The sequence below is a fragment of the Mycobacterium sp. NGS63 genome (genome assembly GCF_059812295.1).
Genome location: NZ_JCALCJ010000002.1, coordinates 658,799 through 675,631, shown reverse-complemented (window position 1 = coordinate 675,631; position 16,833 = coordinate 658,799). Strand labels below are relative to the sequence as shown.

General features: G+C 66.7%; 17 protein-coding genes. 12 read left to right on the top strand and 5 right to left on the bottom strand.

Features of this window, described 5'->3' with window-relative positions; all coding sequences use genetic code 11:
* Nucleotides 1–35 precede the first annotated feature (35 nt).
* The 3 genes from AC5Y4Z_RS06390 to AC5Y4Z_RS06380 all read left to right on the top strand — a co-directional run bounded on the left by AC5Y4Z_RS06390 (nucleotide 36) and on the right by AC5Y4Z_RS06380 (nucleotide 3,880).
* The gene (locus AC5Y4Z_RS06390; RefSeq protein ID WP_499961599.1) at nucleotides 36–497 is read left to right on the top strand and encodes a hypothetical protein; all 462 of its coding nucleotides are present in this window, start codon (nucleotides 36–38) and stop codon (nucleotides 495–497) included.
* Between the two features lie 123 nt (nucleotides 498–620).
* A complete protein-coding gene (locus AC5Y4Z_RS06385; RefSeq protein WP_499961596.1) occupies nucleotides 621–1,064 on the top strand; it encodes an MmpS family transport accessory protein in 444 nt (147 codons plus the stop codon).
* Nucleotides 1,065–1,099: 35 nt separating this feature from the next.
* The gene (locus tag AC5Y4Z_RS06380; RefSeq protein ID WP_499961876.1) at nucleotides 1,100–3,880 is read left to right on the top strand and encodes an MMPL/RND family transporter; all 2,781 of its coding nucleotides are present in this window, start codon (nucleotides 1,100–1,102) and stop codon (nucleotides 3,878–3,880) included.
* 99 nt (nucleotides 3,881–3,979) lie between these two features.
* On the opposite strand, the gene AC5Y4Z_RS06375 is transcribed toward AC5Y4Z_RS06380, so the two are convergent.
* Together AC5Y4Z_RS06375 and AC5Y4Z_RS06370 are read right to left on the bottom strand one after the other, a co-directional pair.
* A complete protein-coding gene (locus AC5Y4Z_RS06375; RefSeq protein ID WP_499961592.1) occupies nucleotides 3,980–4,720 on the bottom strand; it encodes an SDR family NAD(P)-dependent oxidoreductase in 741 nt (246 codons plus the stop codon).
* On the bottom strand, nucleotides 4,708–4,965 hold the full coding sequence (locus AC5Y4Z_RS06370; protein WP_499961588.1) for a hypothetical protein: 258 nt from the start codon (nucleotides 4,963–4,965) through the stop codon (nucleotides 4,708–4,710). The genes AC5Y4Z_RS06375 and AC5Y4Z_RS06370 overlap by 13 nt, the downstream gene beginning before the upstream one ends.
* A gap of 129 nt (nucleotides 4,966–5,094) precedes the next feature.
* Between AC5Y4Z_RS06370 and AC5Y4Z_RS06365 the strand changes: the two genes are divergently transcribed.
* Together AC5Y4Z_RS06365 and AC5Y4Z_RS06360 are read left to right on the top strand one after the other, a co-directional pair.
* Complete coding sequence (locus AC5Y4Z_RS06365; protein WP_499961586.1) at nucleotides 5,095–5,688, top strand: helix-turn-helix domain-containing protein; 594 nt, start codon at nucleotides 5,095–5,097, stop codon at nucleotides 5,686–5,688.
* Nucleotides 5,685–6,314 carry an RES family NAD+ phosphorylase gene (locus AC5Y4Z_RS06360; protein ID WP_499961583.1) on the top strand — a complete coding sequence of 210 codons (630 nt, stop codon included), beginning with the start codon at nucleotides 5,685–5,687 and terminating at the stop codon, nucleotides 6,312–6,314. The genes AC5Y4Z_RS06365 and AC5Y4Z_RS06360 overlap by 4 nt, the downstream gene beginning before the upstream one ends.
* Nucleotides 6,315–6,397: 83 nt before the next feature.
* Here AC5Y4Z_RS06360 and AC5Y4Z_RS06355 read toward each other — a convergent pair whose 3' ends face one another.
* Nucleotides 6,398–8,767 (bottom strand): CaiB/BaiF CoA transferase family protein, encoded by a 2,370-nt coding sequence (locus AC5Y4Z_RS06355; RefSeq protein ID WP_499961580.1) that lies wholly within the window; start codon nucleotides 8,765–8,767, stop codon nucleotides 6,398–6,400.
* 308 nt (nucleotides 8,768–9,075) lie between these two features.
* On the opposite strand from AC5Y4Z_RS06355, the gene AC5Y4Z_RS06350 reads away from it, so the two are divergent.
* Genes AC5Y4Z_RS06350 through AC5Y4Z_RS06330 form a run of 5 tightly spaced genes read left to right on the top strand, consistent with a single transcriptional unit; the run spans nucleotide 9,076 to nucleotide 13,938 of the window.
* Entirely contained in the window at nucleotides 9,076–10,248 is a 1,173-nt protein-coding gene (locus AC5Y4Z_RS06350; RefSeq protein ID WP_499961873.1) for a cytochrome P450, read from the top strand.
* Nucleotides 10,248–11,456: an acyl-CoA dehydrogenase family protein gene (locus tag AC5Y4Z_RS06345; RefSeq protein ID WP_499961578.1), complete on the top strand. Its 1,209-nt coding sequence runs from the start codon at nucleotides 10,248–10,250 to the stop codon at nucleotides 11,454–11,456. Before AC5Y4Z_RS06350 ends, AC5Y4Z_RS06345 begins: the two co-directional genes overlap by 1 nt.
* The gene (locus AC5Y4Z_RS06340; protein WP_499961575.1) at nucleotides 11,453–11,590 is read left to right on the top strand and encodes a hypothetical protein; all 138 of its coding nucleotides are present in this window, start codon (nucleotides 11,453–11,455) and stop codon (nucleotides 11,588–11,590) included. The genes AC5Y4Z_RS06345 and AC5Y4Z_RS06340 overlap by 4 nt, the downstream gene beginning before the upstream one ends.
* Before the next feature lie 21 nt (nucleotides 11,591–11,611).
* Nucleotides 11,612–12,778 (top strand): acyl-CoA dehydrogenase family protein, encoded by a 1,167-nt coding sequence (locus AC5Y4Z_RS06335; RefSeq protein WP_499961571.1) that lies wholly within the window; start codon nucleotides 11,612–11,614, stop codon nucleotides 12,776–12,778.
* Nucleotides 12,775–13,938 (top strand): NDMA-dependent alcohol dehydrogenase, encoded by a 1,164-nt coding sequence (locus AC5Y4Z_RS06330; RefSeq protein ID WP_499961569.1) that lies wholly within the window; start codon nucleotides 12,775–12,777, stop codon nucleotides 13,936–13,938. The genes AC5Y4Z_RS06335 and AC5Y4Z_RS06330 overlap by 4 nt, the downstream gene beginning before the upstream one ends.
* Nucleotides 13,939–14,033: 95 nt before the next feature.
* On the opposite strand, the gene AC5Y4Z_RS06325 is transcribed toward AC5Y4Z_RS06330, so the two are convergent.
* A complete protein-coding gene (locus tag AC5Y4Z_RS06325) occupies nucleotides 14,034–14,450 on the bottom strand; it encodes a type II toxin-antitoxin system VapC family toxin (RefSeq protein ID WP_499961567.1) in 417 nt (138 codons plus the stop codon).
* Nucleotides 14,447–14,698, bottom strand: a complete 252-nt coding sequence (locus AC5Y4Z_RS06320; RefSeq protein ID WP_499961564.1) for a FitA-like ribbon-helix-helix domain-containing protein — start codon at nucleotides 14,696–14,698, stop codon at nucleotides 14,447–14,449. The genes AC5Y4Z_RS06325 and AC5Y4Z_RS06320 overlap by 4 nt, the downstream gene beginning before the upstream one ends.
* A 245-nt stretch (nucleotides 14,699–14,943) precedes the next feature.
* On the opposite strand from AC5Y4Z_RS06320, the gene AC5Y4Z_RS06315 reads away from it, so the two are divergent.
* Both AC5Y4Z_RS06315 and AC5Y4Z_RS06310 read left to right on the top strand, forming a co-directional pair.
* Entirely contained in the window at nucleotides 14,944–15,954 is a 1,011-nt protein-coding gene (locus tag AC5Y4Z_RS06315; protein WP_499961561.1) for an alpha/beta hydrolase, read from the top strand.
* Between the two features lies 1 nt (nucleotide 15,955).
* Nucleotides 15,956–16,810, top strand: coding sequence for an SDR family NAD(P)-dependent oxidoreductase (locus AC5Y4Z_RS06310; protein ID WP_499961560.1), 855 nt, complete (start codon nucleotides 15,956–15,958; stop codon nucleotides 16,808–16,810).
* The last annotated feature ends 23 nt before the right edge of the window (nucleotides 16,811–16,833 follow it).

The following is a 16,833-nucleotide window of genomic DNA, read 5'->3' as shown; positions in this document are numbered from 1 at the left end:
CGACCCGGTTGCGGTAGCGTTTGCACCAGTCTTCGATGGCCGACCGTGAGGAATTCTCGGTGAGCGGAACGTTGGTATCGGGTCTATGGGGTTATCTGACCGTCCTCACCCTCGCGCTGGCACTGGTGTTCGCGGCCTTCGCGGCGGTGTATGTGAAGCGGCTGGAGAGCCGGCCGACGCCGCCGATCAGCGAAGGAATCGGCGCCGCCAAGGCCGTCGTGTACAAGGTGCGCAAACGCGAAGCCATGTCGCCCGACGAGTTGGATTATGCAAAGCAAATCGTCGCTATCCGTAGTTCTCCGATGGCGTTCTTCATCCCCGGCACGCTATTTATGATCGGTTGCTTTTATGTGTTCGGCAGCCTCTACCACCTGCATGGGGCGACGCCCTCCGAGCGGACCTTTCTCGGCGGCTTTCCAATGTTTGCCGCCACCATCCAGGCACTTCAGATTCTCCGCAGCGCCCGGCTGAAAGGCCGGCTGCGGAAAATGTCTTGAAGCAGCACAAAGGTTTTGGCGTGGCGGGCCCGCTTTGTCGACAGCATCGGCGGGTGATAGTCTTTTCGCGACCATATGTCAATCTAGTTGATATATGACGGGTGTGGTGCGAAAGGTGATCCGGTGAGCCCTCGTTCAGTCGGCAGGACTGTCTTGGCGCGCGTCTGGATGCCGTTGGTCACCGTCATCGCGCTGGGGGTGGGCGCGGTCGGCATGTGGAAGGTGCACCAGTCCTCCGCGCCGGCGCCCGTCCCCACCGTCAACGGCCCGGCGGCACCCGAGCAGACCACGCCCAAACAGCTCACCTACGAGGTGTTCGGTTCGGTCGGGGACGGCGGCATGCTCGTCTACGTCGACATCGACGGACACCCGCATCAGGTCGACGTCACCGACCTACCGTGGTCGCACACCGAGACGACGACGCTCACCGTGGTGTCGGGCAGCGTCTCGGCGCAGGTTCACGGCGGGCACGTCGGCTGCCGGATGCTGGTGAACGGCGTTGTCCGCGACGAACAGTCCGACACGCACGGGGATGCGCACGTTATGTGCCGGGTGAAATCCGCATGACCGAGCCGCGAATCAAACGACCGTTCGTGCCCAGGATGGTGCGGGTCCTCGCCATCCCGATCATCGTGTTCTGGGCGCTGCTGGCCGTGTCGACCAACACGTTCATGCCTCAGGTGGAAAGGGTCGCCGAGGAACTCGCCGGACCGATGGTCCCGCACTACGCGCCCTCGCAGCGGGCGCTGCTGCACATCGGCGAGAAGTTCCACGAGTCCAACTCGACCAACCTGACGATGCTGGTGCTGGAGGCCAACCGGCCGCTGGGCGACGCGGACCATCGCTACTACGACGATCTGGTGCGCCGACTCAAGCGCGACACCACGCACGTGCAGTACGTCATGGACCTGTGGGGCAAGCCGATCACCGCGGCGGGCGCGCAGAGCGTCGACGGCAAGGCCGCGTACGTGCTGTTGCGTCTCGCGGGCGACATCGGCCAGATGCAGGCGAACCAGTCGGTCGCCGCCGTTAGGGACATCGTCGCGAACGACCCGGCGCCGCCCGGGCTACGCGTCTACGTCAGCGGCGCGGCTCCGCTCGCGTCCGACACCGTCGCCATTGCCAATTCGAGCCTGAACGACATCACCATCGTGACGGTCTGCCTCATCGTGGTGATGTTGCTGCTGGTGTACCGCTCGCTGCCCACCGTGCTGGTTCCGCTGCTCGGGGTGCTCATCGAGATGCTCGTCGCGAAGGGGGTGATCTCGACCCTCGGGCACCTCGGATACATCGAGCTCTCGTCGTTCGCCGTGAACATCGTCGTCGCGCTGACCCTGGGCGCCGGAACGGATTACGGCATCTTCCTGATGGGCCGCTATCACGAGGCGCGGCAGGCCGGCGAAAGCAGGGAGGACGCGTTTTACATCGCGTACAAGGGCGTCACGCCGATCATCATCGGGTCGGGGCTGACCATCGCGGCGGCGTGCGCCTGCCTGACGTTCGCGCGGCTCAACTACTTCCACACGATGGGGCCGGCCGTCGCCATCAGCATGGTGATCACGATCGTCGAAGCGCTGACGCTGGGCCCCGCGATCTTGACCGTGGGCAGCCTGTTCGGGCTCTTCGACCCGAGGCGCGCGGCCAAGGCGCATCTGTACCGGCGGATCGGGGCGAGCGTGGTGCGCTGGCCGGTGCCGATCCTGGCGGCCAGCGCCGCCGTCGTCATGATCGGGGCGATCTTCGTGCCGACGTACCGGCAGAACTATGACGACCGTTCCTACCAGCCGGCCGGTGCCCCCGCCAATCAGGGCTTCGCCGCGGCGGATCGGCACTTCCCGAAGAGCAAGCTGTTCTCCGAGATGCTGATGATCGAGACCGATCACGACATGCGCAACTCGGCCGACTTCATCTCGTTGGACCGGGCGGCCAAGAGCCTCATCCGCCTGCCCGGTGTCGCGATGGTGCAAAGCATCACCCGGCCCCTGGGCCGCCCGTTGGAACACGCCACCATCCCCTACCTGTTCACCACGCAGGGCAGCGGCAACGGCCAACAACTCCCGTTCAACAAGCGGCAAAACGCCAACACCGACAAGCAGGCGGAGATCACGACACACTCGGTCGCGGTCTTGCGCAAGGAGATCGGCTTTTTTCAGGACATGTCCGACGAGCTGCACAAGACGGTTCTCACCGTCGAGGATCTGCAACGGATCACCGACGAGATGAACCAGGAGATCTCGAATGTCGACGACTTCTTCCGGCCGGTCAAGAGCTACTTCTATTGGGAGAAGCACTGTTTCGACATCCCCATCTGCTGGGCGTTCCGGTCGCTGTTCGACGGGCTGGACAACATCGACCACCTGGCCGCCGACATCAAGGACGCCAAAACCTCCCTCGAGGCCGTCGACCGGATCCTGCCGCAGGTCATCACCCAGCTGAAGCTCACCGCCGACGACTCGGAGGCGTTGGCCGCGCTGCTGGTCAGTACGTACGGGCAGTCGTCGCTGCAGTCCACCCAGACCGACCAGACTTTCGACGACCTGATCAACGTGGGGCTCGACTTCGACCGGGCCCGCAGCGACGACTTCTTTTACATCCCCCACGAAGGTTTCGACAACGACGACGTCAAGACCGGCATGCAGCTCATGATGTCACCGGACGGCAAGGCCGCACGGTTCATCGTCACCCACGAGGGCGACGCCATGGGCCCCGAGGGCGTGCAGCACGTCGAGCAGTTCCCCGGGGCCATCACCACGGTGCTGAAGGAGACCTCGCTGGCCGGCGCGCGGGTCTATATCGGCGGTTCGGGATCCAACGACAAGGACATCAAGCAATACGCCGCATCGGATCTGCTGATCGTGGCGATCGCCGCCTTCGTGCTGATCTTCTTGATCATGCTGTTCCTGACGCGAAGTCTGATGGCCGCCTTGGTGATTCCCGGCACGGTGGCCTTCTCCTACGCCGGCGCGTTCGGCCTGTCCATCCTCGTCTGGCAGCACCTCATCGGCCTGCCCCTGCACTGGCTGGTGTTGCCGCTGACGTTCATCATCCTGGTGGCGGTGGGATCGGACTACAACCTGCTGTTGATCGTGCGGGTCAAGGAGGAGTTGCACGCCGGGCTGCACACCGGCCTCATCCGTGCGCTGGGCAGGACCGGTGGCGTGGTGACGTCCGCGGGCTTGGTGTTCGCGTTCACGATGCTGGCAATGCTGACAAGCGATCTCAGGACGATCGGTCAGGTGGGTTCGACCGTGTGCATCGGCCTGTTGCTCGACACGCTGATCGTGCGGTCGTTCGTCGTGCCGTGCATTCTGCGCATCCTCGGGCCGTGGTTCTGGTGGCCGACTCTGGTCCGGTCGCGCCCGCTGCGGACGGCCGCGACCTAGCCGGCTCCTCGGCCTCCTCTGCGCGCCGAGCGTGGGCGTTGTGTACGGATTCGCGGTGGTCGACGTACGTATCCGCCACGGTCGGCAGGTGTTTCGTCCCTAGCCGGCGCCCTTGCCGTTGTCGACGCGGTAGACGGCGCCGTGCACGGCGGCCGCCGCGTCGCTGGCCAGGAACGCGATCACGTTGGCGACGTCGAGGGGCGCCATCATGCCGCGCGGCGAGGCCGTGCGCAGGATCAGGTCGTAGTTCGGGTTCTCCGGCGCGCTGAACTGTTCGATTTGCGGAGTCAGCATGCCGCCGGGGCAAACGGCGTTGACGCGCAAGCGATCCGCGGTGTACTCCACCGCCAGCGCGCGGGTCAGGCCGATCAGCCCGTGTTTGGCCGCGCAGTAGCCGGCCGAGTAGGACTGACCCTCCACCCCGGCGATGGAGCTGACGTTGACGATGTTGCCGCCACGCTCCAGCAGATGGGGCAGCGCGGCCCGGCACAGGTAGAACGGCCCGTTGAGGTTGACCGCCAGGTCTTGCGCCCAGTCGTCGTCGGTCATCGACTCCGTCCGGCGCATCTGGTGTCGCCCGGCGATGTTGACCAGGACATCCAGTCCGCCCAACTCGCGGACGCACCGCTCGACCGCGTCCCTGCAGGCCTGCGCCGACCCGATGTCCACCGATGCGTACGAGCCACGTTCCACGTCGGCGAAGACGTCGGCCAGGCGCCCGGCGTCGCGCGCGACGCCGAAAACCCTTGCGCCCTGGCGGGAAAACAGCCGCGCCGTCTCGGCGCCCAGGCCCGACGACGCGCCGGTCACCAGGGCGACCTTGCCGTCTAGTGCCGCCATACCAGTTCCTTCCTGGCGAGCACCGACGCCCGCAGCAGCTCGAGGGGAGCAACACGGTCGACGCGGAAGCTCCGCCGGATGCGGCGCGCGGTCAACGACACGAGCAGGCCGATCGCCAGCTTCCCCAGCGCGATCCTGCTCGTGCGCCGCCTCCAGGTCAACGGCGCCGCGCCCGCGCGCCGCCCGAAGTAATAGCCGACGCATGCCGCCAGCGCGACGGCCGCGATCGCGGCGAGCACGGTCATGACGATGAGCGTTCTTGGTCACCGTCGCGGCGAGGTCACGGGCGGGACACACCTCGGCAATAACTAGGGCAAGAGCTACGGCTCGGGGCCATCCGCATACAAGCGCATTACCATGCTAGAATGTGCGCTATGGGTAGCTCGGGTTTGAGCGGGCTGGATGCGCTGCTGGAAAAGCACCAGGTGGATATGACCAGCGAAGACGTCTTAAACCAGTTGGACTCGGCTTTCGCGACGATCCCCGGTGCCGATGCCGCACCTCTCTCAACCGATGAAGTGCAATTCCTTCGCGCACACGCGGGTGCCGGTGCAACGGCGGTGATCGACAACTGGTCCGGCGAACGGGAACGCCACGCCCGCGCGCACTTGGCGGTACAGCAGCTCGGTGACGCCCTCTCCGGCTCGATGAGCATCAAGGAAGCCGCCGCGCTGCTGGAAATCGACCGGTCCCGCGTGTCTCGGCGCCTCACCGGAAAAGCGTTGTGGGCGTTCGATATCAACGCAAGCCGCCGCATCCCTCGCTGGCAGTTCCTCGGCAGAAAGCTACTTCCTGGCCTCGACGTGATCGTGCCCGCGATACCGCGCGACGCGACCCCCGCGGCCGTGGAAGCGTTCATGAAAACCCCGCAGCCAGATTTCGGCGACCGCACACCGATCGAATACCTCGCCGCCGGCGGCGACGCCACGCTGATCGCCGACTTCGTATCGGATCTCACGCGCTGGTGAGTCGGTCCGAGCCGAAAGCCCCGCGAACACCGCCCGAACGGCTCACCAAAGAACCGGGTGACGTTGTCGGCTGCACGGGCACATTGTGGCGAGTCCACCGCACCACGGGTGCACACGTGCGGCCCTGGAACGAGTTACGCACCTACGGCCCGCTGCCCTCGAGCCGCTGGGACCCCCGTCCAGGTCCACGACCCGCCGACCATCGCGACGGCGTCCTCTATGCCGCGTCCGACGTAGCCACCGCCCTCGCCGAGGTTTATCAATCGACACGAGTTATCGATACGCACGCCGGCGCTCCGAGGCTCACCGCGTGGGAGCCCACGCGTCGCCTGCAGTTGCTGGACTTGTCGGGGACCTGGCTGCTCCGCAACGGGGCCTCGGCCGCGCTGCTCGCCGCGCCGCGATCCACCTGTCGGCGCTGGGCGCGCGCAATTTACGCAACCTGGACCGAACTCGATGGTCTGCAAGCGCCCTCCGCCATGACCGGTCGCATCAACGTGGTTGTGTGGACCTCCGGCGCCGACGCGATGCCCGCGACGCCATCGTTTTCGCGACCCCTCACCCAACCGTTGGTCTGGTCCCTCGCACGCGCCGCGGCCGCCGAAATCGGCTACCGCCTCGTCTGAGCCGGGCCATGACGCAGTGCGAACCGCCGATCTCGACCGCTGATAGTCATCGCTACAGAAGTCGATTCGCAAAGCCGTTGAAGCTAAGCGTTCAGCACCCGCTGCCCGATAACGCGTTGCTCGCGCAGTACGGCTATCTCCTCGTCGGAGAGTCCAAGCTCCCCAAGCACCTCGGCGTTGTGCTGGCCCAGTGTCGGGGCGGCGGTCCGATGATGGTGCGCGGGACCCGGCGAGAAGCGAAATGGCCAGCCGGGAAACCTTTCTCGCCCGGTGATCGAATGGTTCAGATCCTGGTAAAAGCCACGCGCGTCGAGTTGCGCGACGTCATACATCCGGTCGGCCGCAAGTAGCCGCTCGGCGGGAACCCCACGGCGGCCGAGCGCTGCCACGAGCGCGTCCGCGGGAAGCCTGCACGTCCAGTTCGCCAGTACCTCGTCGAATTCGTCATGGTTTTCCCGCCGGGCCGCTGCGGTCGCGAACCTCGGGTCGTCGCGCAGATCGTCGCGCTCGATGGCGTCCAGTACCGCACGCCAGTCGGCGTCGTCGCGCACCGAGAGGGCAACCCACTCGTCGGCGATGTTGGTCGGGTAGACGCCCTGCGCGTATTCGCGGTGGCGGTTTCCCTCGCGCGGCCGGACCGCTCCCGTCAGCGAGTACTCGATGACGGGTTCGGCGGTCACCGCCGCGCCAACCTCGATCTGCGCGACCTCGATGAGCTGACCTTCACCGGCGGACCGCCGGTGCTCGAGCGCGGCCAGCAACGCGATACCTGCGTGTACGCCGGCGATCGGGTCGGCGGGCCCCTGCAGATTGCACGGTGGCCCGTCCGGGTATCCCGTCGCGGCTGACATGCCCGACACCTGTTCGATGTTCAGCGCCCAGCCGACGTAGTCGCGCCACGGCCCCTCCAAGCCGAATCCGGGCATCCGCACCATGATCACGTCGGGGTTGATGCTGACAATGGAGTCGTAATCCAGCCCGAACTGCTCGACCACGCGCGGCGAAAAGTTCTCCACCACCACGTCGGCCTGCGCGGCTAATCGCAGCGCCAGCTCGCGGCCGGCGGCCGAGGTCAGATCCAGCGTGATGTCGCGCTTGTTGAGATTGGTCCCCTGCCAGAGCGGCCCGCGCTCGTACCAGTCGTCGCCCTCACGCAGTAGCGAGCCCGAGTAGCGATGCCCGTCGGGGCGCTGGATGGATTCGACCTTGATCACGTCGGCGCCGAACGCACCGAGGTAGCACGTGAGGTATGCGCCCGCCCAGAAGGTGCTCAAGTCGAACACCTTCAACCCGGCGAAGGGCAGCGACACATCGGGCATGTCGTGCCCCCGGCCGGGTGCGCCGCGTTGGCCCCATGCCGGCACCGCACCGGTTCGCGGCGCGGGCGCGGGCCGCGGCGCCGGCACCGGCGTCTTCGACAGCCGGAATGGTGCGCCCGGTCTGGTGAATCGCCCCGCTGCGGCGGCCGCCTCGGTGAAAAACCCTCGCTCGGCGTACTGCGGACAGGCCAGGATGGTGTCGCCCTCGGTGACCGGGGCCGCCGGTATCCGCATGGCCTGACTCAAGTCGACCAGGTCGGCCACGGACATCGAGTCGAGGAACGGCTGTGCCTTGGCGAAAAACGCGTCGCGCTCGGGGCCGCCCAGCATGATCGCGAGCTGATGATCGCCGAACTCCGGCAACCCGACCATCGCGCACACGTCCAGCCAGTGCTGGCCGGTCAGGCAGTTGATCCCGATCCAGCCGTCGGCGGCGCGCACGATGCCAAGCATCGGTGCGGCTTTGGAATTGCCTGGCAGGCCAAGGCTTTTCAGGCGCGCCGCCATCAGCATGGGATAGGGCAGCGTCGACAGCATCGACTCGAACATCGAGACGTCGACCTCGACCGGCCGGTTCGTTTCGCCGGCGGCGATCCGCAGCGCCGTCAGCGCGCCGAGCGCCGCGTATCCACCCGCGACGTACTCCGGGATCCGGGCGCCGGCCTGCAGGGGCGCCCGCCCGGGCTCGCGCACGTTGACCCAGCCCGCCGCCGCCTGCAGGGTCAGCGGGGTCGTCGCCCGGTCGCGCAGCGGCCCGTCCTGACCGAAGCTCGAGATTCGGACCACCACGAGATTCGGGGTGATCCGTTTTAGCGTGTCCGCGTCCAGCCCCCATTCGCGGCGCTCGGACGCGGCCGCGGGCAGGTCTTCGACCAGGACATCCGCTTCGGTGACGATTTGGTGGAGGGCCGCGATGTCGGTTTGGTGTGCGAGATCGAGTGTGGTGCCCCGCTTTCCGGCATTCAGGTACTCGAACAGGCCACCCCGCGAGCCCCACCGGCGCAGCGGGTCGCCCGACGGGGGCTCGACCTTGCACACGTCGGCACCGAGGTCGACGAACAGTTTCGTGCAGTACGGTCCGGCGATCCCGGAGGCCAACTCGACCACGCGCAAACCCGCCAACGATCCGGTCACGCGGGCGCCCCGATTGCCTTGGGCACCACGTAGACCCGCAGCCCCGTCACCCTGCCTGCCTTCCCGACTGCATGACCATGCCCCGGACCGAGCGCCGCCACGAGAACTACATAGTCCAACTGTGTGTACACCGGCGGCCGTGACGTCGTCAACGGGGAATTAGCCGGGGTTACGGGTCAAATACGCCGTCATTGACAGGTGCGCCAAGTCTGCGGTAGACACCTGGGAAGCGGACATTTTTGTGTAATCTGTCTGACCATGCTCTAATCCGCCCAGGAAGGCATGCGGTGCCCACCACCACGGTTCCCCTGCACTCACCGGACTTCTACTCGGGCGATCCCTATCCGGCCTACCGGGAGCTTCGCAACACGACGCCCGTCGTGTGGAACGACGTCACGAATTTCTGGGCGCTGCTGAAGTACGAGGACGTCCGGTATGTTTCGGGCCACCCGTTGGCCTTCTCGTCGACGAAGGGCATTTCGATCCCGGATCCCGCTCAGCCCGAGCCGGTCCAGGAGGGAAACCTGATCTTCACCGATCCGCCGCGTCACCGGCAGCTCCGCAAGCTCATCAACTCCGGCTTCACCCGCCGCCAGGTGCAGTTGCTCGAGCCCAAGGTGCGCCAGATCGTGAAGGGCATCGTGGATGGCGTCGACCCGTCGCGGGAGTACGAGTTCGCGGAGGAGATCGCCGCTCCCCTTCCCACCCGGATGATCGCCGAGATGCTCGGCGCCCCACCGGAAGACTGGGAACAATTCCGCGCCTGGTCGGACGCGGCGGTGGGCACTGCCGATCCGGACATCGAATTGGACCCGATGGTCGCGCTGGGTGAGCTCTACGAATACTTCACCAAGCTCATCGCGGCGCGGCGTTCCGGCGAGGTCAGCGGGCAGGATGACCTGCTGAGCATCCTGGCCGCCGCGGAGGTCGACGGTGAGCGTCTCACCGACGCCGACCTGCTCAACTTCTCGTTCCTGTTGTTGGTCGCGGGCAACGAAACCACCCGCAACCTCATCGCCCTGGGCACGCTGGCGCTGATCGATCATCCCGACCAGTTCGCGCTGCTGCGCTCCAACCCGTCGCTGCTGCCCAGCGCGGTCGAGGAGATGCTGCGGTTCACCAGCCCGGTCACGCACATGTCCCGCTGCGCCACCCAGGACGTCGAGATCCGCGGCCAGCGGATCAAGGCCGGCGACACCGTGGTCATGCTCTACGGTGCCGCGAACCGCGACGAGGAGATCTTCGGGTCCACCTGTGAAGAGTTCGACATCACCCGTAACCCCAACCCGCACATCGCCTTCGGGGCCGGCGAGCACGCCTGCCTCGGCGCACAACTCGCCCGCCTGGAGGCCCGGGTGATGTTCGAGGTGCTGCTGGGCAGCTTTCCCTCGATCGAGCTCACCGGCGACGTGACGCGGCTTCGCGCCACCATGGTGCCCGGTGTGAAGCGCATGCCGATCCGGCTTGGAGCGGGCGACTGATGGACTTCGACTACACGCCCGAACAGGAGCAGCTGCGAAAGGACTACCGGGCCCGCCTCGAGGCGGTGATGACCCCGGAGCGCCGCGCCGCCGTCGCCGGCCTGATGGAGGGTGGCGCCGCGATGACCGAGTGCCGGCGCGCGCTCGGCGAGGCCGGGCTGCTCGGCGTCGCCTGGCCGGTGGAATACGGCGGTGGGGGGCTGAGCGCGCTGGAGCAGTACATCTTCTCCGAGGAAGCGCGCCGGGTGAGCGCGCCGTTGCCCTTTGTCACCCTGAACACGGTGGGCCCCACGCTCATCCAGTACGGCACCGAGGAGCAGAAGGCGAAGTTCCTGCCCGCAATCCTCAAGGGCACAGTGGATTTCGCGATCGGATACTCGGAGCCCGGCGCCGGCAGCGACCTCGCGTCGCTGCGTACCACGGCGGTGCGCGACGGCGACGAGTTCGTCATCAACGGTTCGAAGATGTTCACCAGCGGCGCCGAGTTCGCCGATTACGTCTGGCTGGCGGCGCGCACCGATCCGACCGTCAAGAAACACAAGGGCATCACCGTGTTCATCGTGCCGACGGACTCGCCGGGGTTCTCCTGGAAGCCGCTGCCCACCATGCCCGGGGTGTCCACGTACTACACCTTCTACGACGACGTCCGGGTGCCCGAGAGCGCAATCGTGCTCGGCGAGAACCAGGGCTGGACGCTCGTGACGAACCAGCTCAACCTGGAACGCGCCGCCCTGGGCAATCTCGGTGCGCTGGAGCCGCTCTTTCACAAGACGCTCAACTGGGCGGCCACCACACCGCTCGACGACGGCAGGGCCATCGATCAGCCCTGGGTGCAACAGGCGCTGGCCCGGGTGGAAGCACAGGTCGCCGCCTACCGACTGCTGAACCTGCGCGTCAACGCGACGATGAGCTCGGGTGCGCTCGGGATGGGCGAGGCCTCGGCGGCAAAGGTATTCGGGACCGAGCTCACCCAACAGGTCGCCCGCGAACTGCTCGAAGTCGTCGGGCAGGCCGGCATGCGCAAGGACTCGGCGGCCCCGCTCAAGGGCGAGTTGGAGAGCGCCTACCGCCTGGCGGTCATCAACACCTTCGGCGGCGGGGCCAACGAGCTGCAACGCGACATCATCGCCATGGCCGGCCTCGGGATGCCGCGCGCACCCCGCGACATGCGGGCCGGCGCATCCGGGAAAGGAAGCTCCAACTCGTGACCGGGACAACGAAAGACGAAGTGCGCGAGCGTCTCGATGCGCTCATCGGCAAACCCACCAGCACCGGACAGCAGTTCGGGGCAATCCCGGGCGGCGACGAGTTGGTGCCGCACCAGTTCCGGCTCACGCGCTGACTGACGAGGTGTCACGCGAGCATGGACTTTTCCTTCACCGAAGCAGAAGAGACCGTCGGCAAGGTGGCCCGCCAGCTCTTCGAGCACCGCGCCACCGCCGAACACCTCACCGCCCTGGAATCGGTTGGGCCACGCCATGATCCGGCGCTGTGGGCCGAGCTGGCATCGTCGGATTTGCTGGGCATCGCGCTGCCCGAGTCCGTCGGCGGAACCGGCGCCGGTTTCCTAGAACTCGGCGTGCTGCTCGCCGAGGTCGGCCGGAGCGTCGCGCCGGTTCCCGTCTATGCGACGCTGCTCCTCGGCGCGGATACCATTGCGCGGCACGGCGACTCGGCCATCCAGCAGCGGTACCTGCCGAAGGTGGTGGACGGCAGCGCGATCCTGACCGGTGCGCTCGCCGAACCGGGAAATTCCGATCCGGCCGCTCCGCGCACCACCGCGCGGGCCGACGGCGACACGTGGACCCTCACCGGCAGCAAGGAACTCGTGCCGGCGGCACAGCTGGCCGACGCCGTCGTCGTTTCGGCACAGGCTGACGACGGCCCTGCGTTGTTCGTCGTCGACACCGCAACCGAGGGCGTAGCGGTCACGCCGGCGAGCACCACGAACGGCGAGCCCTACGCCGACATCGAGCTCTCCGGCGCCGTGGGACAGCGGCTGGGCGGCGCGGACGCGGTGGGTTCGTCGTACACGAGGGCACTCGTCGGGCTGTGCGCGATGCAGGTCGGGGTGGCCGAACGCGCACTGAAGCTCGCCGCGTCTTACACCAGCGAACGCGAACAGTTCGGCCGACCGATCGGCTCGTTCCAGGCCGTGCAGCAGCGGCTGGCCGACGCATTCATCGACGTCGAGGCGATCCGCTGGACCACCTGGCACGCGGCGTGGCTGATAGCCGAGGGCCGGCCCGCGGCCCGCGAGGCCGCCATCGCCAAGTTCTGGGCGGCCGAAGCCGGAGCCCGGGTGGCCGCCTCAGCCCAACAGGTCCACGGCGGCATCGGCATCGACATCACCTACCCGTTGCATCGGTATTTCCTGTGGGCCAAGCAGATCGAGCTCTCCCTCGGTTCGGCGCCCCAACAACTCGCCCGCCTCGGCGCCGCATACCCGGAAGGAGGTCAAACCGAGTTCGACAAGGAATCGGGTCGCCACAAGATGCAGCTCGCCGGTGAGGGAAAGGCACACGAATGAAGTGCAAAGCAGCGGTGTTGCGCGGTGTCGGTGTGGACTGGGAAGTCACCGAAGTGGAGCTCGACCCGCCGCACGCGGGCGAAGTGCTGGTCAAAATGGCCTACGCCGGGATCTGTCACTCCGACGAGCACTTCTACACCGGTGACAGCGTGCCGACCGCCGAGATGGAAGAGATGATGCGGGCGTCCGGGCTCCCGGTGCCCGAATGGTTCCCGATGCTCGGCGGGCACGAAGGTTCCGGGGTCGTCGAAGCGGTCGGTCCCGAGGTGAAGACGCTGACGCCCGGTGACCACGTGGCGATCTCGTTCTTTCCCGCCTGTGGTAGCTGCCGGTGGTGTGCCACCGGCTACACCTACCTGTGCGACGTGGGCGCCGACATCTACAGCAAGGCGATGACCACCGACGGCACCCGTCGTCGCCACCTCGGCGGCGAGGACCTGATGGCGATGATGCAGGTCGGAACCTTCTCCGAGTACGTGGTGGCCTCCGAGCGCTCGCTCGTCAAAGTCCACGACTGGATCCCCCTGGAGGCCGCCTCGCTGGTGTCCTGCGGTGTGACAACGGGATTCGGCTCCGGCTCGGTCGCCGCGGGTACCGAAGTGGGCGATACCGTCGTCGTGATCGGAGTCGGCGGGATCGGCATGAACGCCGTGCAGGGCGCGAAGGTCGCGGGCGCCAAGCACATCGTCGCGGTCGACCCCAACGAGTTCAAGCGCGAGGTCGCGCCGACGTTCGGCGCCACCCATACGGCCATCGACGCGGGTGCGGCGCTGGAGCTGGTCAAGGAGATCACCTGGGGCGTGATGGCCGACCGGGTCGTGCTCACCCCCGGGGTCGTGCCCGCGGACATGATCATGATGGCGATGATGTTGGTGCGCAAGGGCGGAACGTGCGTGCTGACCGGGATGCCCAAGATCACCGACCTGATGGTGCCGATGGTCCTCACCGACATGGTCAGCTCGTGCAAGACGTTCAAAGGCGTGCTCTACGGCGAGATGAACCCGCGCGAGGCGATGCCGAAGCTGCTGTCGATGTACGAGGCCGGCCTGATCAAGCTCGACGAGTTGGTCACGCAGAAGTACAAGCTCGACGACATCAACGAGGCCATGAAAGACCTGCGCGCCGGCAAGAACATCCGCGGCGTCATCGCGTTCGAGTGACCAAGCGTCATCCCGCGATCGCCGCGGTGTTCGCGGCGAACCCCGTCGTTGCGCGGATCGACGTATCGTCACTTCACGTCGCGCATCTGGGGCAATCAGTCCCAGGGGTTGACTAATTCAACGCCGGCGTCGTCGTAGTGGCGAATATTGCGGGTAGCCACAGTTGCGTGCCGGGACGCGGCGATGCCGGCGATCTGCACGTCACGAATCTCCACCGCACGGCCGGCTCGTTGTCGGCTGGCGGCGATGTTCCCCGCGGCGACCGCAGCGGTCAGGTCGAAGGGTTGCACCCTGCCGTCGAGGTCTTCGGCGAGGAGTTGAGAAAAGGTTTCGTCGAGACGCTTACGTCGGCGGCTGGGCGTCAAAAGCTCAATACCCGTGCGTATCTCGAATACTGTGACCGATGTTGTCCAGATCGATTCGGTGGGCTGTTGGTCGAGCCACTGCACGACGGCCGGATCGGGTGTGTCACGCATCAAGGCGGAGAGCACATTGGTGTCGAGCACGATCATGATTCGTCGAACTGAGCCGGTTGGACGGGATGTCCGCGTAGTTCGGGGATGTCCTGGGTCAGGCCCACTCCTTTGAAGCGTGCCGCGATGCGAGACCCTAGTCGCCCAGCCGGGGCATCGACGCTCCGCACTGCGTTTCGCAAAATCTCGCGCACCTCCTCCTCGGTGCTACGACCGTGTTGACGGGCCAGCCGCTGCAATTTGGCCTTGGTGTCGTCCTCAAGTTGACGAATAAGGATCTGCGCCATGGCAGCGATGCTATCATGATAGCATCCACATGATGCCCTGACCTCGGGTCGAGGTTGTCGCGAAGGAGACGGCTGTGCCGTCTGAGGCCAGTCAGATATTCATGTCATGACCGACATCGGATGACACGCAGATTGATTGAGACAGTCACATCTCATTCGAGAACTGGCAGTCGGGCTTTCAGCGCGGCGCAAGCCGGCCAAAACTGCCATTGACGAATGTCACCATTTGATATTGACTTCATGGCATGACGGGCGTCGTTCCGGCCCGGGGGTCACTGCGCTCCCGCGGCGCGGCAGCGGTCAGTGCGTTCACGCTGCGGCCGATCAGCGGCGTGATACCGCCCGAGCGGGCGTGGGGAATCTGGCTGTCGCGCCAGATCATCGCGCGGATCATGGCCACGTTCGGCCCGTCGCTGGCGGGCACCCGCGTCGAGCAGGTCGACACCAAACTGTCCGACGGGCGCCGCGTCAAGGGCGAATGGGTCTACGGGCCGCGCACCCCCACCAGCGAGACCCCGAAATCGTCTACCGGCGCCGGCGTCATCTACTACGTACACGGCAGCGGCTACGCCGTGTGTTCGGCGAAAACCCATCGCCGGCTGACCTCCTGGCTGTCGTCGCTGACCGGCCTGCCGGTGTTCTCGATCGACTACCGGCTGGCACCGCGCCATCGCTTTCCCACCGCCGCCGACGACGTGCGCGCGGGCTGGGACTGGCTGGTGGACACCTGCGGTGTGTCGCCGAAGCAGACTGTGATTGCCGGGGATTCGGCCGGTGGCCATCTGACCGTCGACATGTTGCTGCAACCGGAGGTCGCCGCGCAACAGCCCGCCGCGCTGGTGCTGTTCTCCCCGCTGTACGACCTTTCGTTCGCCCTGTGCCAAGCGCGCGAACGGATACGTCGCGACCCCGCGATCCGGGCCGCCGATGCCATCCGACTGGTCAGCCTGTATCACGCCGGCGTCGAACCGACCCACGAGCGCCTGAAGCTGAACGTCGCGGGCGGGCAACGGCTTCCGCCGACCCTCATCCAGGCCGGCGGCGCCGAGATGCTGCAGGAAGACGCGCGCCAACTCGCCGCCGACGTCCGAACCGCCGGGGGCAGATGCGAATTGCAGATCTGGCCGCACCAGGTGCACGTCTTCCAGGCGTTGCCGCGGATGACGCCCGAGGCGGCCAAGGCGATGGCCTACGTCGCGCGGTTCGTCACGCACGCGCTGCAGGGTGTGCGCGTCCTGACCAAGGAGGCCCACTGACATGTTGGACAGACTCCTCAACAGGTCCAAACCCAGCCGTGGCGCGTCCGCGGTGGTGACCGGCGCCGGCAGCGGCATCGGGGCCGCGTTCGCGCTAGAACTCGCCTGCCGCGGCGGCGCGGTGGTGTGCAGCGACATCGACGAAACCGCCGCCCAGCGCACCGTCGACGCGATCACCGAAATCGCCGCCAAGGCAACCGCGATGCGTTGCGACGTCGCCCGATTCGACGACGTGAGTGCGCTCGCCGCGCGGGCACAAGAGTGGTTTCAAGGGCCGCCCACGCTGGTGATCAACAACGCCGGCGTCGGCGCCGGCGGCGAGGCCATCGGCGAGGTGCCGCTGGAGGACTGGGTCGCGACGCTGGGCGTCAACCTGTGGGGGCCCATCCACGGCTGCCACGTGTTCGCCCCGATCCTGCGCGAGGCCGGACCCGCGCCGAGGGGCATCATCAACGTCGCGTCCGCGGCGGCATTCGGCGCGGCGCCGGGCATGTCCGCCTACAACGTCAGCAAGGCCGGCGTGGTGTCCCTGTCGGAGACGCTGGCCGCCGAATTGTCCGGGACCGGAATCAACGTCACCGTCCTGTGCCCGACCTTCGTCAGGACCAACATCGTCGAGTCAGGAGTCGAATCCGGCCGCATCACAACCGAATCCAGCGAGCTGGCCGCCAAATTGATGCGCTTTGCCGGATTCTCACCCGAGAAGGTGGCCCGGGTGTGCCTGGACGCCCACGACCGCGGCGATCTGTACTGCATGCCGCAGCTCGACGCCAAAATCGGCTGGAACATCAAACGCCTTGCCCCGCAAACCTATACACGTGCGGCCGGCCTGGTCTCCCGGATCAACCTGCCCTGATCAACCCACCGAAAGGGGGCCCG

Coding starts and splice junctions, on each gene's coding strand:
- AC5Y4Z_RS06390 (WP_499961599.1), top strand. CDS start 36: ATGGCCGACCGTGAGGAATTCTCGGTGAGCGGAACGTTGGTATCGGGT.
- AC5Y4Z_RS06365 (WP_499961586.1), top strand. CDS start 5,095: ATGGGTAGCTCGGGTTTGAGCGGGCTGGATGCGCTGCTGGAAAAGCAC.
- AC5Y4Z_RS06330 (WP_499961569.1), top strand. CDS start 12,775: ATGAAGTGCAAAGCAGCGGTGTTGCGCGGTGTCGGTGTGGACTGGGAA.
- AC5Y4Z_RS06325 (WP_499961567.1), bottom strand. CDS start 14,450: ATGATCGTGCTCGACACCAATGTGCTCTCCGCCTTGATGCGTGACACA.
- AC5Y4Z_RS06375 (WP_499961592.1), bottom strand. CDS start 4,720: ATGGCGGCACTAGACGGCAAGGTCGCCCTGGTGACCGGCGCGTCGTCG.
- AC5Y4Z_RS06335 (WP_499961571.1), top strand. CDS start 11,612: ATGGACTTTTCCTTCACCGAAGCAGAAGAGACCGTCGGCAAGGTGGCC.
- AC5Y4Z_RS06345 (WP_499961578.1), top strand. CDS start 10,248: ATGGACTTCGACTACACGCCCGAACAGGAGCAGCTGCGAAAGGACTAC.
- AC5Y4Z_RS06320 (WP_499961564.1), bottom strand. CDS start 14,698: ATGGCGCAGATCCTTATTCGTCAACTTGAGGACGACACCAAGGCCAAA.
- AC5Y4Z_RS06380 (WP_499961876.1), top strand. CDS start 1,100: ATGGTGCGGGTCCTCGCCATCCCGATCATCGTGTTCTGGGCGCTGCTG.
- AC5Y4Z_RS06315 (WP_499961561.1), top strand. CDS start 14,944: ATGACGGGCGTCGTTCCGGCCCGGGGGTCACTGCGCTCCCGCGGCGCG.
- AC5Y4Z_RS06310 (WP_499961560.1), top strand. CDS start 15,956: ATGTTGGACAGACTCCTCAACAGGTCCAAACCCAGCCGTGGCGCGTCC.
- AC5Y4Z_RS06370 (WP_499961588.1), bottom strand. CDS start 4,965: ATGACCGTGCTCGCCGCGATCGCGGCCGTCGCGCTGGCGGCATGCGTC.